Genomic DNA, 19621 nt, shown 5'->3' with positions numbered 1-19621 from the left:
TAATCTTGGACACTGATTAAGGTTCACGCCGCCAACCTTTCCTTCGAGACCGGCGACCGGTAGTCGTTGTAGCTATGAGGTCTGCTGATGTTGTAGCGCGAGACATAGCGCTGCACGTCTGCTCGGGCCTCATGTTCGAGTTTGTAACCCGCTTCAGGCACCCACTCCGACTTCAAACTGCCAAAGAAACGCTCCATTGGAGCGTTGTCCCAGCACTCGCCTTTACGACTCATGCTTTGCCTAAATCCATGTTTCAGCAGCAAATTTCTGAATTTATGACTGGTGTACTGACAACCTTGGTCAGAATGAAACAACACATCCTGAGGATGGCCACGTAGCTCCACTGCCATGCCTAGTGCTTCGCAGGTCAGGTTGGCATCGGAAATCATCGAGAACGACCAGCCTACGATCCTGCGAGCGTACAGATCCAAAATGGCTGCGAAGTACATCCACCGCTTGCCGACCTTGATGTAAGTCACGTCGCCACACCACACCTGATTAACCGCCGTCACGTCAAATTTCCGCTTGAGCATGTGCGGCGCTACCAAGGCCTCCACGCCCGGCGACTTGTACTTATGGCGCCTGCGCTGACGACTAGCGATGCCAGCTTCACGCATCAAACTGCGAGCCATGTAACGTCCGATACGATGCCCTTTGGCTTGTAGCTCCTTGGACAAAGTACGTGCGCCGGCCGACTCTCTGGACGCCTTGTGGTGCCTGACCAGCGCGGCTTTGAGCTTGTCCCGTTCGGGATTTGCTCTGCCTTTGCGCTGGCGCCAGGCGTAGAAGCTACTGCGGTTGATCCCAAACACCCGACAACACCTTTTAACGCCGTACTGCTCGTCCAGCTCATCGATCAGCGTGAATGATCTTTGGCGTCCAAAAGCAGGAGAGCACTGGCCTTTTTTAGGATTTCGATATCCAGGTCTTTCTCTCTAAGCAGAGCTTTGAGCCTCTGGATTTCTCGTTGATCAGCGGTAATCGCCTTGGCCCCTACCGGAGTCGAGCCCAAGCGTTCTTTTTGCACTTGATCGATCCAGCGGCGTAGGGCTGTGGGGCCGATATCCAGGCTGGCACAGACCTCAGTAACCGGCTGGCCTTCATCCAGCACCATGCTGGCAGCCTTGAGCTTGAACTCACTCGAATAAGATTTACGCATATCCAAACACCTCATATTTGGGCGCTATCATAGCGCCCGATTGAAGTGTCCAAAATCATTAGGCCAGTTCAGCTTGCTCGCGAAAAACTCACAGGCGCCGCGTTTATTCAGAAAGCACGCGTTATTGTTGACGTTTTTCGCGAGCAAGCTCGCTCCTACAGTAAATGCGGCTGCGGGCTCTTTAAACAGTGATCTCGATATAGCTGGACTCGCCGCCGCCTGTCGCACCTGACAGCCAGCCCCAAACGAAACTCAGCGTGGTGCGCCCGGTGTGATCCACACCGACCGTGCCGCGTGACCACCCAGCGAGCAATTCCCCTTCCAAGGTCAGGCAGTGATAGAGCAGCTCGATGGTATCTGGGCCGGTCACCCTTCCGATCTGCGTACCCAGACGAATCCGGCCACCCTGGTAAGTGCTGGAAATCACGCTGTCTTCGACGTGGTAATGAAACACGGTGCCGGTACCGGACAACCCTTGGGCGTTGTTGGCGACCACGAACCGACGATTGTGCAAAAGTGCGTGGACGATAACAGGAGGGTTTTGCATCAATACGCATCCTTGAATTGAGCGAATCCAAAACGTAAAAAAGGGGCTGTTGAAAACAGCCCCTTTTGGGTACGTCAGTAAGGCTTACTCCACTGTCACCGACTTCGCCAGGTTACGCGGCTGGTCAACGTCAGTGCCTTTGAGCACGGCAACGTAGTACGACAGCAACTGCAGCGGGATGGTGTAGAGGATCGGCGACAGGGTGTCGTGGATGTGTGGCATGTTGATCACGTGGGTGCCCTCACCATTGGTCATGCCCGCCTTCTCGTCCGCGAAGACGATCAGTTGGCCGCCACGGGCGCGGACTTCCTGCAGATTGGACTTGAGCTTCTCCAGCAGTTCGTTGTTCGGCGCGACGGTGACCACCGGCATGTCATCATCCACCAGGGCCAATGGGCCGTGCTTGAGCTCGCCGGCCGGGTAGGCTTCGGCGTGGATGTACGAGATTTCCTTGAGTTTCAGCGAACCTTCCATCGCCACCGGGTATTGCGCGCCACGGCCCAGAAACAGGGTGTGGTTCTTGTCAGCGAACAGCTCGGCGACTTTTTCCACGGTGCTGTCCATGGCCAAGGCTTCACCCAGGCGGGTCGGCAGACGACGCAGTTCTTCTACCAGAGTGGCTTCGACGCCCTCGGCGAGGGTGCCGCGTACTTGGCCCAAGGACAGGGTCAGCAGCAGCAGGCCCACCAGTTGGGTGGTGAAGGCTTTGGTCGAGGCTACGCCGATTTCGCGACCGGCCTGGGTCAGCAGGGTCAGGTCGGATTCACGCACCAGGGAGCTGATGCTGACGTTGCAGATGGCCAGGCTGCCGAGGAAGCCGAGTTCCTTGGCGTTGCGCAGAGCGGCCAGGGTGTCGGCGGTTTCGCCGGACTGGGAGATGGTCACGAACAGGGTGTCGGGCTGCACCACCACTTTGCGATAGCGGAACTCGCTGGCGACTTCGACCTGGCACGGAATGCCCGCCAGTTCTTCCAGCCAGTAACGGGCGACCATGCCGGCGTGGTAGCTGGTGCCGCAGGCGACGATCTGCACATTGCGCACTTTGGCGAACAGTTCGGCGGCTTGCGGGCCGAAGGCGTTGACCAGCACTTGGTTCTGGCTTAGGCGACCTTCCAGGGTGCGCTGCACCACCGATGGCTGCTCGTGGATTTCCTTGAGCATGAAGTGGCGGAACTCGCCCTTGTCAGCGGCTTCGGCACCGTCGCGGTATTGCACGGCTTCGCGCTCGACGGACTGGCCGTTAACGTCCCAGATCTGCACGCTTTCACGGCGTATGTCGGCAATGTCGCCTTCTTCCAGGTACATGAAGCGGTCGGTCACCTGGCGCAGGGCCAGTTGGTCGGAGGCAAGGAAGTTCTCGCCCAGGCCCAGGCCGATTACCAGCGGGCTGCCGCTACGGGCTGCCACGACGCGGTCAGGCTGGCTGGCGCTGATTACCGCCAGGCCGTAGGCGCCATGCAACTCCTTGACGGTGGCCTTGAGGGCGGTGGTCAGGTCACTGTGGTCCTTGAGCTTGTGGTTGAGCAGGTGGGCGATCACTTCGGTGTCGGTATCCGAAGTAAATACGTAGCCCAGCCCCTTGAGCTGTTCGCGCAGCACTTCATGGTTTTCGATGATGCCGTTGTGTACCACCGCCAGGTCACCGGAGAAGTGCGGGTGAGCGTTACGCTCGCAGGGCGCACCGTGGGTGGCCCAACGCGTGTGGGCAATCCCTAGGCGACCTACCAGCGGCTCGCCAGCCAGGGCTTGGTCCAGCTCGCTGACCTTGCCCGGGCGGCGCATGCGCTCCAGCTTGCCGGCGTTGGTGAAGACGGCCACACCGGCGCTGTCATAGCCGCGGTACTCCAGACGCTTGAGGCCTTCGATCAGGATGGCAGTAACGTTACGTTCGGCGACTGCGCCAACAATTCCACACATGGTATTTCTCCTAGATGATGGCCGCGCATATCAGCGTAATGCCGCGGGCTTGGATCTGGTCGCGGGCCTCAAGCGGCAGGCGATCATCGGTAATCAGGGTATGGACGCTGCTCCAGGGCAGTTCCAGGTTGGGAATCTTGCGGCCGATCTTGTCGGATTCGACCATCACCACCACTTCACGGGCGACCTCGGCCATGACGCGGCTCAAGCCCAGCAATTCGTTGAAGGTGGTGGTGCCACGCTGCAGATCGATGCCATCGGCACCGATGAATAGTTGGTCGAAGTCGTAGGAGCGCAGCACCTGCTCGGCGACCTGGCCCTGGAACGAGTCCGAATGCGGGTCCCAGGTTCCGCCAGTCATCAACAGCACAGGTTCATGTTCCAGTTCGCTCAAGGCGCGGGCCACGTTCAGGGAGTTGGTCATCACCACCAGGCCGGGCTGATGGCCCAGTTCGGGGATCATGGCGGCGGTGGTGCTGCCGCTGTCGATGATGATGCGTGCGTGTTCGCGCAAACGCACCACTGCCGCACGCGCGATGGCGCGCTTGTAAGCCGAGATGGGTTGTGCGGCGTCGCCTACCAGCTCCTGGGGCATGGTGATTGCGCCACCGTAGCGACGCAGGAGCAGGCCATTGCTTTCGAGGGCGGCAAGATCCTTGCGGATGGTCACCTCCGAAGTTTCGAAACGCTTGGCCAATTCGTCCACACTGACTTCGCCCTGTTCATTGAGCAAAGTGAGGATATTGTGGCGTCGTTGGGGTGTATTTCGTTTCGACATGGTGATGATAAGTTTCGTTTCGAAAGATAACGAAGGCAATCAAAACCTATTGGCGAAAGATCGTCAAGTGAGATCTCTAAATAATGCAGGCAAAATGTGGGAGGGGGCTTGCTCCCGATGGCGGTGTGTCAGCCAATGTATATGTGACTGAACCACCGCTATCGGGAGCAAGCCCCCTCCCACATTGGAGTCTTGCTGCTGGCGAGGCTGTGGATAAATCAGGTCTTCTTGATTTTTACCGGGCGCTTCCAACCGTCGATATTGCGCTGACGGGCACGGGCGACGGCCAACTGAGATTTATCCACATCCTGGTTGATGGTGGAACCTGCCGCAGTGTTTGAACCATCACCAATGGTGACCGGCGCAATCAACGAGTTGTTTGAGCCGATAAATACGTCTTCACCAATAGTCGTCTGGTATTTGTTGGCGCCGTCGTAGTTACAGGTGATTGCACCGGCGCCAATGTTGCTGCGAGCACCGATCACTGCATCACCGAGGTAAGCCAAGTGGCCGGCCTTCGCTTCGTCACCCATTTTCGCGTTTTTCAGCTCGACGAAATTGCCAACGTGCGCTCTCACGCCCATCACAGTACCCGGACGCAACCGTGCAAACGGCCCCGCATCGCTACCCTCGCCCATCACGGCACCGTCGATATGGCTGTTAGCCTTAACCACCACGCCTCTGCGCAAGGTGCTGTCCTTGATCACGCAGTTCGGGCCGATGACCACGTCGTCTTCAATGATCACGCGGCCTTCGAGGATCACGTTGATATCGATCAGCACGTCGCGGCCCACCGACACTTCGCCACGCACATCGAAACGCGCCGGGTCACGCAGGGTCACGCCCTGGGCCATCAGACGCAGGCCTTCACGCAGTTGGTAGTGACGCTCCAGCTCTGCGAGCTGCTTGCGGTCGTTGGCGCCCTGCACTTCCATCGGGTCGTGGGGCTGCTCGGTGGCGACCAGCAGGCCATCACTCACAGCCATTTCGATCACATCGGTGAGGTAGTACTCGCCTTGGGCATTGTTGTTGGACAGACGGCTCATCCAGTCGCCCAGCTTATCGGCAGGCACGGCAAGAATGCCCGTGTTGCCTTCAGTAATGGCGCGCTGGGCTTCGCTGGCATCCTTATGCTCGACGATAGCGGCAACCTTGCCGTCGGCATTACGCACGATGCGGCCGTAACCGGTAGGGTCGTCCAGCTCAACGGTGAGCAGGCCCATCTGCCCAGGCACGACATGCTTGAGCAGACGTTGCAGGGTTTCGACTTCGATCAGCGGTACGTCGCCATATAGGATCAGCACGGTATCAGCTGTGATGAAGGGTACAGCCTGCGCAGTGGCGTGGCCGGTGCCGAGTTGTTTGTCTTGTAGAACGAAATTCAAGTCGTCTGCGGCGAGGCGTTCACGCACCACATCGGCACCGTGACCGATCACCACGTGAATGCGCTGCGGGTCCAGTTGGCGGGCGCTGTGGATAACATGGCCCAGCATGGAATTGCCGGCAACCGGGTGCAGCACCTTGGGCAGGGCCGAACGCATACGAGTGCCCTGGCCTGCGGCGAGAATGACGATTTCAAGAGACATGAATGGCTACCAATCCTGGGCGGTCCGGGTTCAGACCAAAGAAGTGTTTTGCAAAAAAAGAAAAAGGGTAGCCGAGGCTACCCTTTTTAATCAATCACGCATGAAGCGTAACGGCATGGCCGCTTACTTCTTGCGGATCTGCTGGAGCGTGCGCAGCTGAGCTGCAGCCTCGGCCAGACGAACTGCAGCAGCGCTGTAGTCGAAGTCTGCGCCTTTTTCGTTCAGCGCCTTCTCGGCAGCCTTGACGGCTTCCTGAGCGGAGGCTTCATCCAGGTCGCCAGCACGTTGCACGGTGTCGGCAAGTACCTTGACCATGTTCGGCTGAACCTCGAGGAAACCACCAGAGATGTAGAACACCTCCTTTTCCCCGCCTTGCTTGGTCAGAGTGATCGGACCTGGCTTCAAGCTGGTGATCAATGGCGCGTGGCCCATGGCAATACCCAGGTCACCGAGTTCGCCGTGTGCAATCACCATTTCTACCAGACCGGAGAAGATTTCCCCTTCCGCGCTGACGATATCGCAATGGACTGTCATAGCCATCTGATTGCCTCAACCTGATGAGCGCCCGTTTCCGGGCGCCAGGATTACAGTTTCTTGGCTTTCTCGATCGCTTCTTCGATGCCGCCGACCATGTAGAACGCTTGTTCTGGCAGGTGGTCGTAGTCACCGTTGAGGATGCCTTTGAAGCCAGCAATGGTGTCTTTCAGGGAAACGTATTTACCCGAGGCACCGGTGAAGACTTCAGCCACGAAGAACGGCTGCGACAAGAAACGCTGGATCTTACGAGCACGGTTTACCAACTGCTTGTCGGCTTCCGACAGCTCGTCCATACCCAGGATCGCAATGATGTCCTTCAGTTCTTTGTAACGCTGCAGCACGTACTGAACGCCGCGAGCGGTGTCGTAATGCTCCTGGCCGATCACGTTCGGGTCCAGCTGGCGCGAAGTCGAGTCGAGTGGATCGACCGCCGGGTAGATACCCAGGGAAGCGATGTCACGGGACAGAACGACGGTGGCGTCCAAGTGGGCGAAGGTGGTGGCTGGCGACGGGTCGGTCAAGTCATCCGCAGGTACGTATACCGCTTGGATCGAGGTGATCGAACCTTCCTTGGTCGAAGTGATACGTTCTTGCAGAACGCCCATCTCTTCAGCCAGGGTCGGCTGGTAACCTACTGCCGAAGGCATACGGCCCAGCAGTGCGGATACTTCAGTACCGGCCAGGGTGTAACGGTAGATGTTGTCGACGAACAGCAGAACGTCGTTACCTTCGTCACGGAACTTCTCGGCCATGGTCAGGCCAGTCAGGGCTACGCGCAGACGGTTTCCCGGCGGCTCGTTCATCTGACCGTAAACCAGTGCCACTTTGTCCAGAACGTTGGAGTCCTTCATCTCGTGGTAGAAGTCGTTACCCTCACGAGTACGCTCACCAACACCTGCGAACACGGAATAACCGCTGTGCTCGATGGCGATGTTACGGATCAGTTCCATCATGTTTACGGTCTTGCCTACACCGGCACCACCGAACAGACCGACTTTACCGCCCTTGGCAAACGGGCAAACCAGGTCGATAACCTTGATGCCGGTTTCCAGCAGGTCGTTGCCGCCTGCTTGCTCGGCGAACGAAGGCGCGGCGCGGTGAATGCCCCAGCGCTCTTCGGTGGCAATCGGGCCAGCTTCGTCGATCGGGTTGCCCAGTACGTCCATGATCCGGCCCAGAGTCGCTTTACCGACCGGTACGGAGATGGCAGCGCCAGTGTCGACAACGTCCAGACCGCGCTTCAAGCCTTCGGTGGAACCCATCGCAATGGTACGAACTACGCCGTCGCCCAGCTGCTGCTGAACTTCCAGGGTAGTTTCCGCGCCTTGTACTTTCAGCGCGTTGTAGATGCTCGGTACGCTGTCGCGTGGAAATTCCACGTCGATAACGGCGCCGATGATTTGAACGATACGTCCGCTACTCATAGCTGGATCCTCTGAATATTTGAACCGTTAAACCGCGGCAGCGCCGCCGACGATTTCCGAGATCTCTTGGGTGATCGCAGCCTGACGCGCCTTGTTGTAGATCAGCTGCAAATCGCTGATCAGATCACCGGCGTTATCGGTAGCGTTTTTCATCGCGATCATCCGCGCCGCTTGTTCAGCTGCGTTGTTCTCGACCACCGCCTGGTACACCTGCGACTCCACGTAGCGCACCATCAAGCCGTCAAGCAGCTCTTTGGCGTCTGGTTCGTAGAGGTAGTCCCAGTGGTGCTTGAGTTCCTGATCCGGGGTCGCCACCAGTGGAATCAATTGCTCCACGGTTGGCTGCTGGGTCATGGTGTTGATGAACTTGTTGGATACCACGGACAGGCGGTCAATCCGGCCTTCCAGGTACGCATCCAGCATCACCTTCACACTGCCGATCAAATCATTGATCGACGGCTCTTCACCCAGATGGCTGATAGCTGCAACGACGTTACCGCCGAAGTTGCGGAAAAAGGCCGCACCCTTGCTACCAACAACACACAGATCGATCTCGACGCCGTTTTCGCGGTTTACCGCCATGTCCTTGACCAGGGCCTTGAACAGGTTGGTATTCAGACCACCGCACAAACCACGGTCACTGCTCACTACCACATAACCTGCACGCTTTACGGCGCGCTCGATCATGAACGGGTGGCGGTATTCCGGGTTGGCGTTGGCCAGATGCCCAATTACCTGGCGGATACGCTCCGCATAAGGACGGCTAGCAGCCATGCGCATTTGTGCCTTGCGCATTTTGCTGACCGCCACTTTTTCCATGGCGCTGGTAATTTTTTGCGTGCTTTTGATGCTCGCAATCTTACTGCGAATCTCTTTTGCGCCTGCCATGTAACACCTATCAGGTTAGCAAGCGGGAGCCTTGCGGCTCCCGCTGCGGCTTACCAGGTTTGGGTGGCCTTGAACTTCTCGATACCGGCTTTCATGCCAGCGTCGATATCGTCATTGAAGTCACCCTTCACGTTGATCTTCGCCATCAATTCGGCGTGATCGCGGTTGAAGTAAGCAATCAGCGCTTGTTCAAAGCTGCCGACCTTGGCGATTTCAACGTCGGTCAGGAACCCACGCTCAGCGGCATACAGCGACAACGCCATGTCAGCGATCGACATCGGGGCGTATTGCTTCTGCTTCATCAGCTCGGTAACGCGCTGACCATGCTCAAGTTGCTTACGGGTCGCTTCGTCCAGGTCAGAAGCGAACTGGGCGAATGCCGCCAGTTCACGGTACTGAGCCAGAGCGGTACGGATACCACCGGAGAGCTTCTTGATGATCTTGGTCTGAGCGGCACCACCCACACGGGATACCGAAACACCGGCGTTCACAGCAGGACGGATCCCGGAGTTGAACATGGCCGATTCCAGGAAGATCTGACCGTCGGTGATGGAAATCACGTTGGTCGGAACGAACGCGGAAACGTCGCCAGCCTGGGTTTCGATGATCGGCAGTGCGGTCAGGGAACCGGTTTTGCCGGTCACTGCGCCGTTGGTGAACTTCTCTACGTATTCTTCCGAAACGCGGGATGCGCGCTCCAGCAGACGGGAGTGGAGATAGAACACGTCGCCTGGGTAAGCTTCACGGCCTGGTGGACGGCGCAGCAGCAGGGAAATCTGGCGATAAGCCACTGCTTGCTTGGACAGATCGTCATAAACGATCAGCGCGTCTTCACCGCGGTCGCGGAAGAATTCACCCATGGTGCAGCCGGAGTACGGTGCCAGGAATTGCAGCGCAGGAGATTCCGAAGCACTGGCAGCCACGATGATCGTGTTGGCCAGGGCGCCGTTTTCTTCCAGCTTGCGAACTACGTTGGCGATGGTCGATTGCTTCTGACCGATAGCTACGTAGACGCAGAAAATGCCGCTGTCTTTCTGGTTGATGATCGCGTCGATCGCCAGAGCGGTTTTACCGATCTGACGGTCACCGATGATCAGCTCACGCTGGCCACGGCCGACTGGGATCATGGCATCGACAGCCTTGTAGCCAGTCTGTACAGGCTGGTCTACCGACTTACGCCAGATCACGCCTGGAGCAACTTTCTCGACCGCGTCGGTCTCGGTGTTGCCCAGTGGACCTTTACCGTCAACAGGGTTACCCAGTGCGTCGACTACGCGACCCAGCAGTTCCTTACCAACCGGAACTTCCAGGATGCGGCCTGTGCACTTGGCGCTCATGCCTTCAGCCAGACTGGTGTACGCGCCCAATACAACGGCACCTACGGAGTCTTGCTCCAGGTTGAGGGCCATACCGTAGACGCCGCCCGGAAACTCGATCATCTCGCCGTACATTACGTCGGCCAGACCGTGAATCCGCACGATGCCGTCAGATACGCTGACGACAGTGCCTTCGTTACGGGCTTGGGAGGTCACATCGAGCTTGTCGATGCGGCCCTTGATAATTTCACTTATTTCGGAAGGATTGAGTTGCTGCATTGCTCTGCTGCCCCTTCAAACTCAAGATTTCAATGCTTCGGCAAGTTTCGCGATTTTGCCGCGAATCGAGCCATCGATAACCAGGTCGCCGGCACGGATAACAACACCACCAATAAGCGATGCGTCCTCCGAAGCTTGCAGGCGCACTTCCCGATTGAGTCGTGCACTGAGAACCTTGGCGAGTTTGTCTTGCTGTTCTTGGTTCAATGCGAAAGCACTGGTCACTTCAACGTCTACCGATTTCTCTGCTTCGGCCTTGTACAGGTCGAACAGAGCGGCGATCTCCGGCAATAGCGGGAGACGGTCGTTTTCGGCAATGACGTGGATGAAGTTCTGCACCTTCACATCAAACTTGTCGCCGCACACTTCAATAAAAGTGGCGGCCTTGTCTGCGCTCGTCAGGCGCGGGGCCTTGAGCACGCGCTGCATGGTGTCGTCTTGCGACACGGCTGCAGCCAGGCCGAGCATGGCTGACCAAGAGGCCAGCTGCTGGTGGGCCTGGGCGTGCTCGAAGGCTGCCTTAGCGTAAGGTCGGGCCAACGTGGTCAGTTCTGCCATGATCGCCCTCGCTTAAATTTCAGCAGCCAGTTTGTTAACCAGCTCCGCGTGCGCGTTTTGATCGATTGTGGCACCGAGGATCTTCTCAGCACCGCCGACCGCCAGGGCACCCAGTTGGGCACGCAGCGCGTCTTTGACACCGTTCAGTTCCTGTTCGATCTCGGCATGAGCCGAAGCCTTCACACGGTCAGCTTCGACGCGGGCTTTTTCAACAGCCTCTTCGACGATCTGGTTACCGCGTTTCTTGGCTTGCTCAATGATCTCGGCTGCCTGTGCTTTAGCTTCGCGCAGTTGCTGACCCACTTTCTCGTGGGCCAACTCCAGGTCGCGAGCTGCACGGCTGGCAGCGTCCAAACCATCCGCGATCTTCTTCTGACGTTCGTGCAAAGCCGCGATGACCGGAGGCCACACGAACTTCATGCAAAACACTACAAAAATGAAGAACGCAACGGATTGGCCAATCAGGGTTGCATTAATGTTCACGCCAACACCTCGCTCATTCGTTGTCCATCACCCCAATCACTCGAAAATTCGAGTGATTAGCCAGCGAGTTGACCAACGAAGGGGTTCGCGAAGGTGAAGAACAGTGCGATACCAACGCCGATCATGGTCACGGCGTCGAGCAGGCCGGCGACGATGAACATTTTAACTTGCAGCATTGGGACCATTTCTGGCTGACGCGCTGCGCCTTCCAGGAATTTGCCGCCCAGCAGGCCGAAACCAATGGCAGTACCCAGGGCGCCCAGGCCGATCAACAGTGCAACAGCGATAGCGGTTAGACCAACTACAGTTTCCATCTTTCCTCCCGACTTTTACGTCGTATGGTTTAGGTTTTTTAGATTTTAAAGCGGTAAAACAAATCGTTTCATAGCCCTGGTGGGCCACCTTCCCGTTTGACCGGGAAGGACATCAGACTAGTCGAGACTGGTCTTAATGGTTCTCTTCGTGCGCCATCGACAGGTAGACGATGGTCAGCATCATGAAGATGAAGGCCTGCAGGGTAATGATCAGGATGTGGAACACAGCCCACGCCCACTGCAGTACTACGCCCAGGCCGCTAAGCCAGAGCAGGCCGCTGCCGAACATCACAGCGATCAGAATGAACACCAGCTCGCCGGCATACATGTTGCCGAACAGTCGCAAAGCCAGGGAAATCGGTTTGGCGATCAGGGTGACGAATTCCAGCAGGAAGTTCACCGGGATCAGCAGGGCTTGAACGAAGATGTTCTTGCTGCCAAAAGGGTGCAGGGTCAGTTCGCCGATGAAACCGCCGATACCCTTGACCTTGATGCTGTAGAAAATGATCAACGCGAACACCGACAGGGCCATGCCCAGGGTAGCGTTCGGATCAGTGGTCGATACGGCACGGAATGGAATGTGCGCATCGCCGGAGATCAGGATGGCCAACTGAGGAATCCAGTCCACCGGGATCAGGTCGATGGCGTTCATCAGGAACACCCAGACGAAGATGGTCAGTGCCAGCGGTGCAATCACCGGGCTACGGCCATGGAAGCTGTCTTTCACGCTTCCATCGACGAATTCGACCAATACTTCAACGAAGTTCTGCAAAGCACCTGGCTGACCGGAAGTCGCCTTCTTTGCCGCCATGCGGAAAATCAGGACGAAGATCAGACCCAATGCGACCGACCAGCCCAGAGTATCCAGGTGGAAAGCCCAGAACCCCATTTCTTTGGCCTCTGCTGCGGTGTGGGCAAAGCCCCAGCCGCCATTAGGAAGCTGACCGAAGGTCAGGTTCTGCAAGTGGTGCTGGATATAGCCCGAAGCGGTTGTTTCTGCCATGGTTGCCTCAAACGCCCTAAGGTTTCGAAAGTCTTGTTTTCATTAGCAGGGGAGCGAACCAGCTGACCAGTTGGGTCAACACGAAGACGCCGAATACAGCCAGCGGCGCCAATGGCTTCACACCTGCAAAGGTCAGTGCAAACAGCACTGCCGTCAAAATCAGTTTCCCCGCCTCGCCGGCATAAAAAGACCGGACGATAGCCTGGGCTGCTCGGGCGCCGGAAAACCGAAAGGCCCTATGAGCAAAATACATATTGGGCAGCAAGGCTATCAGGCCTCCGCAGAGTCCTGAATATCCGGCTACGACTCCATGCCAATACCAAAGCGCCAAAGCGGCGATCAGCAGAATGACAAGTTGAGCCAATAAAACCGGGAAAACAGCCAAGCGATGGAACGGCAACGTGTTTGGCGTGCGGGTTTCCATCACTCTTGCTCCTCAATGGTCGGCTGCCGGAAATCAATAACTTGGCATAATTTGTGCCGACAAAATGCGCGCAGAGTATAGGGGCGGTTCAGCCCCTATTCAACTGTCGGGTAGTGATTTCCGATCACACGCTACATAAGCAAATGTTTCAGCGGATGTGGGCAAGGACGCCCTGAAGCTCATCCAAAGAGTTATATCCGATGACCAATTGCCCTTTGCCCTTCTTGCCGTGACGAATTTGTACCGCAGAGCCCAGGCGCTCGGCCAGGCGCTGCTCAAGCCGTGCGATATCCGGATCAGGTTTGGCCGCTTCGACCGGTGCAGGTTTGCCGCTGAGCCATTGGCGTACCAAAGCCTCGGTCTGACGCACGGTGAGACCTCGTGCGACAACGTGTCGCGCCCCTTCAACCTGTTGATTTTCCGGCAAGCCGAGCAAAGCACGGGCGTGACCCATTTCCAGGTCACCGTGGGACAACATGGTCTTGATAACTTCCGGCAGTGCGATCAGGCGCAGCAAGTTGGACACGGTGACGCGGGATTTTCCCACTGCGTCGGCCACTTGTTGCTGGGTCAGTTGGAACTCGTGCTGCAAACGTTGCAACGCGATTGCTTCTTCGATCGGGTTGAGGTCTTCGCGCTGGATGTTCTCGATCAACGCCATGGCAATGGCGGTTTCATCCGGCACATCGCGCACCATCGCCGGGATGGTGTCCTTGCCGGCCTGTTGGCTGGCGCGCCAGCGACGTTCACCGGCGATGATCTCAAAGCGGCCACCGCCAATCGGGCGCACCACAATCGGTTGCATCACGCCCTGGGCCTTGATCGAGTTAGCCAGTTCTTCCAGCGCCTGGGGATCCATGTCCCGGCGTGGCTGGTATTTGCCACGCTGGATCAGGTCCAGGGGCAAGTGCTGCAGCTCGCGCTCGTCGGCCTGCACCGCTTGCTCTTCAAGCGATGTGACGGTCGGACCACTCAGGAGTGCATCCAGACCACGTCCGAGACCTCGTTTCTTGACGGCCATGGGGATTCCTTAAGTTGGCTGGGCTGCAGCAGTGCGTGAATTGCGGCGTTGTCGGCGAACCAACTCACCGGCCAGCGCCAGATAGGCAATGGCGCCACGCGAGGACTTGTCGTACGCCAGCGCGGGCATGCCATAGCTTGGCGCTTCGGCCAGGCGGATGTTGCGTGGGATCACGGTGTCATACAGCTGATCGCCAAAATGTTCCTTGAGCTGCGCCGACACATCGTTCATCAGACTCAGACGCGGATCGTACATGGTCCGCAGCAGGCCTTCGACTTTCAGGTTCGGGTTGAGCAGCTCGGCGATACGCTTGATGTTATCCACAAGGTCGCTCAAGCCTTCGAGGGCGAAGTACTCGCACTGCATGGGGATAATCACCCCGTCGGCGGCCACCAGGGCGTTCAGCGTGAGCATCGACAGCGACGGTGGGCAGTCGATCAGAATGTAGTCGTAATTCTCGCGAATGGGCGCCAGGGCGCTGCGCAGACGGCTTTCTTTCATCTGCATTTCCAGCAGCACCACTTCCGCGGCGGTCAAATCGCGGTTGGCCGGCAGCAGTTGGTAACCACCATGCTCGGAATAGTGCATGGCCTGGGCCAGGTCGCATTCGCCAATCAGCAAATCGTAGACCGAGTTTTCCAGGCCGTGTTTATCCACACCGCTACCCATGGTGGCGTTGCCCTGTGGATCGAGATCGATCAACAGCACCCGACGCTTGGTGGCGACCAGGGATGCTGCGAGGTTGATACAGGTGGTGGTCTTACCCACGCCACCTTTCTGGTTCGCAATCGCGAATACCTTAGCCATTCTTGCTTGTGTTCCCAATCATGCCGTGCGGCGCAGTATCAGCAGATGGCGTTGGCCTTGGCAACCGGGTACGGCCAAAGCGTGTTCGCTATCGAGGTGGAAGTCTGCCGGCAATGCTAACAGCTCGTCGCTTGGATGGACGCCCTTCATTGCCAGCCAACGGGTGTCGCGGTCGCCGAGGTGGCGGGTCCAGTTGCTGAAGTTCTCCATGCTGCTGAACGCCCGGGACACAATGCCGTTGAAAGGCTGCTCAGGCGTAAAGGCTTCGACGCGACTGTGGATAACTTGCAGGTTATCCAGCTTGAGTTCGAGTTTGACCTGGGTCAGGAAGCGGGTTTTCTTGCCGTTGCTGTCCAGGCAGGTTACCTGAGACTCGGGAAACAGTATCGCCAAAGGAATCCCGGGCATGCCGCCGCCACTGCCGACGTCGAGCCAACGACCGTTTTCGATGAACGGCATCACGCTGAGGCTGTCGAGTAAATGCCGCGACACCATCTCGTCCGGATCACGCACAGCGGTGAGGTTGTACGCCTTGTTCCATTTGATCAACAGGGCCAGATAGCCCAGCAGCAGCTCATGCTGGGCTTCGGTGAGGACCACGTCCAACTGGCGTGCTCCTGTGGATAACTCTTCGGCGTGTTGCGAGGTGACCAACGAACTCAAGCGCTTTGCTCCAACTGACGGCCCGCGCCGCGTTTTTTCAAATGAATCATCAACAGCGAAATGGCTGCAGGAGTGACGCCCGGGATGCGTGAAGCCTGCCCGAGTGTTTCAGGCCGAGTTATCCCCAGCTTGCTTTGAATTTCTTTCGACAGCCCGGAAATCCCGGTGTAGTCGATATCCACAGGCAACTTGGTATCTTCACTGGCACGCAGGCGGGCGATTTCATCCTGCTGGCGATCAATGTAACCGGCGTACTTGGTCTTGATCTCGACCTGTTCGGCGACCTGTGGGTCTTCTGCACCCTGGCCGGTCACTTCGACCAGACCAGCGTAGTCGATTTCTGGACGGGACAGCAGGTTCAGCAGGTTGTATTCATGGGTCAGCGGCGTGCCGAATTTTTCCGCAATTGCATCTCCCTGCTCGGTGCCCGGGCGAACCCAGGTGCTTTTCAGGCGTTGCTCTTCAAGCGCGATGCTTTCGCGTTTCTTGCAGAACGCAGCCCAACGCGCGTCATCGACCAGGCCCAATTCGCGACCTTTTTCGGTCAAGCGCAGGTCGGCGTTGTCTTCGCGCAGGATCAGACGGTATTCGGCCCGGGAAGTGAACATCCGGTACGGTTCCTGGGTGCCCAGGGTAATCAGGTCGTCGACCAGAACGCCGATGTACGCTTCATCCCGACGCGGGCACCAGCTGTCTTTGCCTTGTGCCCGTAATGCAGCGTTGGTTCCGGCCAGCAAACCTTGCGCGCCAGCTTCTTCGTAACCGGTGGTGCCATTGATTTGCCCGGCAAAGAACAAGCCGCCAATTACTTTGGTTTCCAGGCTGTATTTCAAATCACGCGGGTCGAAGTAATCGTACTCAATGGCGTAGCCCGGCCGCACGATGTGCGCATTTTCCATACCGCGGATCGACTGCACGATCTGGATTTGCACGTCGAACGGCAAGGATGTGGAAATCCCGTTCGGGTACAGCTCGTGGGTGGTCAACCCTTCGGGTTCGATGAAGACCTGATGGCTTTCCTTGTCGGCAAAACGGTGGATCTTGTCTTCGATCGATGGGCAATAACGCGGGCCAATGCCTTCGATCACCCCGGAATACATTGGCGAACGGTCGAGGTTTGCGGCAATGATTTCGTGGGTTCGGGCGTTGGTATGGGTAATCCAGCAGCTGACCTGTTTTGGGTGCTGTTCTTTGGAACCCATGAACGACATGACCGGAATTGGCGTGTCACCGGCTTGCTCGGTCATCACCGAGAAATCCACAGAACGCCCGTCGATACGTGGTGGCGTACCGGTTTTCAGGCGACCAACACGTAAAGGCAATTCACGCAGGCGTTTTGCCAGGGCAATCGACGGCGGATCACCGGCGCGCCCACCGGAATAGTTCTGCATGCCGATGTGGATAAGTCCACCCAGGAAGGTACCGGTAGTCAGCACGACGGATTCTGCAAAGAAACGCAGGCCCATTTGGGTGACCACGCCTTTAACCACGTCCTGCTCGACGATCAGATCATCGGCGGCTTGCTGAAATATCCACAGGTTCGGCTGGTTTTCCAGGGTTTCACGTACGGCCGCCTTGTACAGGATGCGGTCAGCTTGAGCCCGGGTTGCACGCACCGCCGGGCCTTTGCGGCTGTTGAGCACGCGAAATTGAATACCACCTTTGTCGGTGGCCATGGCCATCACACCACCAAGGGCGTCGATTTCCTTGACCAGGTGGCTTTTGCCAATCCCGCCAATAGCGGGGTTGCAACTCATGGCACCGAGGGTTTCCACGTTGTGCGTGAGCAACAGGGTTTTTACGCCCATGCGTGCTGACGCCAGTGCTGCCTCGGTACCGGCATGACCGCCGCCGATGACGATCACTTCAAAACGGGAAGGGAAATCCACCACGCACCTCGTGCCTGCTTATGTAGGTAATCAGGAATTGTTTGTTGAAAGAGTTTTAGAGCTTTGGCGGCAAGTATAGGGACTTCGCCCTTCCTAAAGAACCCTTTGCACAAAATTTAACCAGCTGTGGATGAATCGCAGACAATAGAAATTAAAAGAGAGAAATTTATTAAATCTTTGTTTTTATGTTTATTTCTACTGAACCACTTTTCTGTGGATAGATTGCTATAGGCCTTTATTTACAATATGTACAGAGGTTCAAAAGTCTGTGGTCATGTGCCAATGAGGCCCTTGGATAAGTGCTTTAAGCCTGTGGATTAAACAGGTTGTTATCCACAGAGGGGTTTTTACTCAGGTTTCAGGCCCTGTTATCAACTGGGCACAGGGGCGGTTATTCACAGGGCTTAATCCGTAGAAAACTGCAAATCCGCTGGTATTTCCTCCATTCCGAAGGCAGCCATATCCTCTACCTCGGTGGTGAGCGCTTCAAAAAGAGATCTATTGTGAGAAAACGGCAGGGCAGTTAATAATAGCGATTATCATTAACCTGCCTTGTCATGCCCTATGTCCCTTCCTTCACACACGGCTGCGGTCCAGAACATCTATGAGCAACACCATTGCTGGTTGCACGGGTGGCTCAAAGGTAAGTTGCATAACGCCTGCGATGCCGCCGATGTGGCGCACGATACGTTCGTGCGTATTCTGGGCGGGCGACATGCGGCGCAGATCATTGAGCCGCGGGACTATCTGGCGACCATCGCCAGGGGCCTGGTGATTGATCGTTACCGTCGACACGCCATTGAGCAGGCCTACAAGAAAACCTTGGCCGAACGTCCTGAGGCCAACGCCATTAGCGAAGAAGACAAGGCCGTCATCATTGAGACTCTGGTGGCTGTGGATAAAGCCTTGGCCGCACTCGGCGAGCGAGCACGGCGGATCTTTATGCTGTCGCAGCTCGAGGGGCTGACTTATCAACAGATCGCAGATCAGCTGCAGGTATCACTCACCACGGTGAAGAAGCACATGATCCGTGCATTGACTGAATGCTCGCTGATCGTGGCCAGCCTGTAATGGCGGTGCCGGATCGTAAGACCTTCGAAGCCGCTGCCAGCTGGTATGTACGGTTCCACTCCCAGACACCTACGGCCGCTGACCGCCTGGCCTGGCAACAATGGCTGAACGGCGATCCGTCCCACCAGGCTGCGTGGGACCAGATTGAGCAATTGCAGCGCAGTCTTGGCGCGCTGCCCCAGGATTTCACCCGCCGTGCATTGTCGACCACGCAACAACGCCGCCAAGTACTGAAGTGGATGCTGGTGTTGGGCGGTACCGGCTATCTCGGTTGGAATGTTCAGCAACGCACGCCCCTGGCCAATGTCTGGGCCGATTACCGGACTTCCATGGGTGAGCGCCGGCGTGTCGAGCTGGCTGACGGTACGCGGATAGATCTTAATACCAGCACCGCGATTGACGTGGTTTTTGATGGGCGCCAGCGCTTGATCCGTTTGCGCGAAGGTGAAGTACTTATCCACACCGGCAAGCTCGGCGGGCAAACGCCGTTTTATGTCGAAACCCTTCAAGGCCGCGTCCAGGCATTGGGCACTCGGTTCACGGTGCGCCAGTTGCCAGACTCCACGCGTGTCGGCGTCCTGGAAGACCGGGTGAGCGTGTCTCCAGGTGATCAGCCCAACCACGCGCGGCTGCTAGGGGCTGGTGAGAGCGCTGATTTTGATCGCCAAAACGTGGGTCCCAACACGAGTTATCGCGGCTCCGAAGCTGCCTGGGTCGATGGGCAGTTAATCGTATTGGATGCTCGCCTCGCAGAGGTGATGGACGAACTCGCCCGCTATCGCCCAGGTGTCCTGAAATACGATTCGGCTTCAGCGCGCTTGCGTATCTCCGGGACCTTCCGACTGGATTCAACCGATGCAGTACTGGCCAACCTGCAGGCGACCCTGCCGATTCAGGTGAAGTACTTCACTCGCTACTGGGTTTCGGTAACGCGAATCGGTTGAAAAAAATTCGCAC

At 57.2% G+C, this 19621-nt stretch carries 21 protein-coding genes; 2 read left to right on the top strand and 19 right to left on the bottom strand.

All coding sequences use genetic code 11. The annotated features are described in order from the left end of the window. Positions 1-23: 23 nt before the first annotated feature. The 19 genes from KVH01_RS05185 to mnmG form a co-directional block, all read right to left on the bottom strand. Positions 24-848, bottom strand: coding sequence for an IS3 family transposase (locus tag KVH01_RS05185; RefSeq protein ID WP_404822012.1), 825 nt, complete (start codon positions 846-848; stop codon positions 24-26). 8 nt (positions 849-856) lie between these two features. After that, complete coding sequence (locus KVH01_RS30530) at positions 857-1159, bottom strand: transposase (protein ID WP_060549947.1); 303 nt, start codon at positions 1157-1159, stop codon at positions 857-859. Positions 1160-1340: 181 nt separating this feature from the next. Next, positions 1341-1706 (bottom strand): hypothetical protein, encoded by a 366-nt coding sequence (locus KVH01_RS05180; protein ID WP_217880675.1) that lies wholly within the window; start codon positions 1704-1706, stop codon positions 1341-1343. A gap of 84 nt (positions 1707-1790) precedes the next feature. Next, positions 1791-3623 (bottom strand): glutamine--fructose-6-phosphate transaminase (isomerizing), encoded by a 1833-nt coding sequence (glmS, locus tag KVH01_RS05175; RefSeq protein ID WP_032894388.1) that lies wholly within the window; start codon positions 3621-3623, stop codon positions 1791-1793. A gap of 10 nt (positions 3624-3633) precedes the next feature. After that, positions 3634-4401 (bottom strand): DeoR/GlpR family DNA-binding transcription regulator, encoded by a 768-nt coding sequence (locus KVH01_RS05170; RefSeq protein WP_043048216.1) that lies wholly within the window; start codon positions 4399-4401, stop codon positions 3634-3636. Between the two features lie 218 nt (positions 4402-4619). Beyond that, positions 4620-5987, bottom strand: coding sequence for a bifunctional UDP-N-acetylglucosamine diphosphorylase/glucosamine-1-phosphate N-acetyltransferase GlmU (glmU, locus tag KVH01_RS05165; protein ID WP_217880674.1), 1368 nt, complete (start codon positions 5985-5987; stop codon positions 4620-4622). Positions 5988-6110: 123 nt separating this feature from the next. Further along, positions 6111-6527 (bottom strand): F0F1 ATP synthase subunit epsilon, encoded by a 417-nt coding sequence (locus tag KVH01_RS05160; protein WP_003177061.1) that lies wholly within the window; start codon positions 6525-6527, stop codon positions 6111-6113. 44 nt (positions 6528-6571) lie between these two features. Beyond that, positions 6572-7948: a F0F1 ATP synthase subunit beta gene (gene atpD, locus KVH01_RS05155; protein ID WP_003195827.1), complete on the bottom strand. Its 1377-nt coding sequence runs from the start codon at positions 7946-7948 to the stop codon at positions 6572-6574. Positions 7949-7975: 27 nt separating this feature from the next. After that, positions 7976-8836 (bottom strand): F0F1 ATP synthase subunit gamma, encoded by an 861-nt coding sequence (gene atpG / locus KVH01_RS05150; RefSeq protein WP_005792602.1) that lies wholly within the window; start codon positions 8834-8836, stop codon positions 7976-7978. A gap of 50 nt (positions 8837-8886) precedes the next feature. Then, positions 8887-10431: a F0F1 ATP synthase subunit alpha gene (gene atpA, locus KVH01_RS05145; protein WP_003195831.1), complete on the bottom strand. Its 1545-nt coding sequence runs from the start codon at positions 10429-10431 to the stop codon at positions 8887-8889. Between the two features lie 21 nt (positions 10432-10452). Next, the gene (locus KVH01_RS05140; protein ID WP_003195833.1) at positions 10453-10989 is read right to left on the bottom strand and encodes a F0F1 ATP synthase subunit delta; all 537 of its coding nucleotides are present in this window, start codon (positions 10987-10989) and stop codon (positions 10453-10455) included. Positions 10990-11001: 12 nt separating this feature from the next. After that, entirely contained in the window at positions 11002-11472 is a 471-nt protein-coding gene (locus KVH01_RS05135; RefSeq protein ID WP_003195835.1) for a F0F1 ATP synthase subunit B, read from the bottom strand. Between the two features lie 56 nt (positions 11473-11528). Further along, positions 11529-11786, bottom strand: coding sequence for a F0F1 ATP synthase subunit C (gene atpE, locus KVH01_RS05130; protein WP_002555987.1), 258 nt, complete (start codon positions 11784-11786; stop codon positions 11529-11531). Positions 11787-11919: 133 nt separating this feature from the next. Then, positions 11920-12789 (bottom strand): F0F1 ATP synthase subunit A, encoded by an 870-nt coding sequence (gene atpB / locus KVH01_RS05125; protein WP_043048219.1) that lies wholly within the window; start codon positions 12787-12789, stop codon positions 11920-11922. A gap of 16 nt (positions 12790-12805) precedes the next feature. Continuing rightward, positions 12806-13213 (bottom strand): F0F1 ATP synthase subunit I, encoded by a 408-nt coding sequence (locus KVH01_RS05120; protein ID WP_043048220.1) that lies wholly within the window; start codon positions 13211-13213, stop codon positions 12806-12808. A gap of 148 nt (positions 13214-13361) precedes the next feature. Continuing rightward, positions 13362-14234 carry a ParB/RepB/Spo0J family partition protein gene (locus KVH01_RS05115; RefSeq protein ID WP_217880673.1) on the bottom strand — a complete coding sequence of 291 codons (873 nt, stop codon included), beginning with the start codon at positions 14232-14234 and terminating at the stop codon, positions 13362-13364. A gap of 9 nt (positions 14235-14243) precedes the next feature. Then, positions 14244-15041, bottom strand: coding sequence for a ParA family protein (locus KVH01_RS05110; RefSeq protein ID WP_057011547.1), 798 nt, complete (start codon positions 15039-15041; stop codon positions 14244-14246). A gap of 18 nt (positions 15042-15059) precedes the next feature. Beyond that, positions 15060-15704, bottom strand: a complete 645-nt coding sequence (rsmG, locus tag KVH01_RS05105) for a 16S rRNA (guanine(527)-N(7))-methyltransferase RsmG (RefSeq protein ID WP_217880672.1) — start codon at positions 15702-15704, stop codon at positions 15060-15062. Continuing rightward, positions 15701-17593, bottom strand: coding sequence for a tRNA uridine-5-carboxymethylaminomethyl(34) synthesis enzyme MnmG (gene mnmG / locus KVH01_RS05100; protein WP_043048378.1), 1893 nt, complete (start codon positions 17591-17593; stop codon positions 15701-15703). Before mnmG ends, rsmG begins: the two co-directional genes overlap by 4 nt. Before the next feature lie 564 nt (positions 17594-18157). Here mnmG and KVH01_RS05095 point away from each other — a divergent pair. Further along, complete coding sequence (locus KVH01_RS05095) at positions 18158-18664, top strand: sigma-70 family RNA polymerase sigma factor (RefSeq protein ID WP_217880671.1); 507 nt, start codon at positions 18158-18160, stop codon at positions 18662-18664. Beyond that, entirely contained in the window at positions 18664-19608 is a 945-nt protein-coding gene (locus KVH01_RS05090) for a FecR domain-containing protein (protein WP_217880984.1), read from the top strand. Before KVH01_RS05095 ends, KVH01_RS05090 begins: the two co-directional genes overlap by 1 nt. Positions 19609-19621: the final 13 nt, after the last annotated feature.

The organism is Pseudomonas khavaziana, assembly GCF_019145205.1.
GTDB lineage: Bacteria > Pseudomonadota > Gammaproteobacteria > Pseudomonadales > Pseudomonadaceae > Aquipseudomonas > Aquipseudomonas khavaziana.
The sequence above is the reverse complement of the archived record's forward strand: the minus strand, read 5'-3'. Positions and strand labels throughout refer to the sequence as shown.

Bases quoted from the DNA above. Each gene is read 5' to 3' on its own strand.
- glmS (WP_032894388.1), bottom strand. From the start codon at position 3,623: ATGTGTGGAATTGTTGGCGCAGTCGCCGAACGTAACGTTACTGCCATC.
- KVH01_RS05140 (WP_003195833.1), bottom strand. From the start codon at position 10,989: ATGGCAGAACTGACCACGTTGGCCCGACCTTACGCTAAGGCAGCCTTC.
- glmU (WP_217880674.1), bottom strand. From the start codon at position 5,987: ATGTCTCTTGAAATCGTCATTCTCGCCGCAGGCCAGGGCACTCGTATG.
- KVH01_RS30530 (WP_060549947.1), bottom strand. From the start codon at position 1,159: ATGCGTAAATCTTATTCGAGTGAGTTCAAGCTCAAGGCTGCCAGCATG.
- KVH01_RS05115 (WP_217880673.1), bottom strand. From the start codon at position 14,234: ATGGCCGTCAAGAAACGAGGTCTCGGACGTGGTCTGGATGCACTCCTG.
- KVH01_RS05180 (WP_217880675.1), bottom strand. From the start codon at position 1,706: ATGCAAAACCCTCCTGTTATCGTCCACGCACTTTTGCACAATCGTCGG.
- KVH01_RS05110 (WP_057011547.1), bottom strand. From the start codon at position 15,041: ATGGCTAAGGTATTCGCGATTGCGAACCAGAAAGGTGGCGTGGGTAAG.
- KVH01_RS05160 (WP_003177061.1), bottom strand. From the start codon at position 6,527: ATGGCTATGACAGTCCATTGCGATATCGTCAGCGCGGAAGGGGAAATC.
- atpG (WP_005792602.1), bottom strand. From the start codon at position 8,836: ATGGCAGGCGCAAAAGAGATTCGCAGTAAGATTGCGAGCATCAAAAGC.
- KVH01_RS05120 (WP_043048220.1), bottom strand. From the start codon at position 13,213: ATGGAAACCCGCACGCCAAACACGTTGCCGTTCCATCGCTTGGCTGTT.
- KVH01_RS05090 (WP_217880984.1), top strand. From the start codon at position 18,664: ATGGCGGTGCCGGATCGTAAGACCTTCGAAGCCGCTGCCAGCTGGTAT.
- atpB (WP_043048219.1), bottom strand. From the start codon at position 12,789: ATGGCAGAAACAACCGCTTCGGGCTATATCCAGCACCACTTGCAGAAC.
- KVH01_RS05095 (WP_217880671.1), top strand. From the start codon at position 18,158: ATGTCCCTTCCTTCACACACGGCTGCGGTCCAGAACATCTATGAGCAA.
- atpA (WP_003195831.1), bottom strand. From the start codon at position 10,431: ATGCAGCAACTCAATCCTTCCGAAATAAGTGAAATTATCAAGGGCCGC.
- atpE (WP_002555987.1), bottom strand. From the start codon at position 11,786: ATGGAAACTGTAGTTGGTCTAACCGCTATCGCTGTTGCACTGTTGATC.
- atpD (WP_003195827.1), bottom strand. From the start codon at position 7,948: ATGAGTAGCGGACGTATCGTTCAAATCATCGGCGCCGTTATCGACGTG.
- KVH01_RS05170 (WP_043048216.1), bottom strand. From the start codon at position 4,401: ATGTCGAAACGAAATACACCCCAACGACGCCACAATATCCTCACTTTG.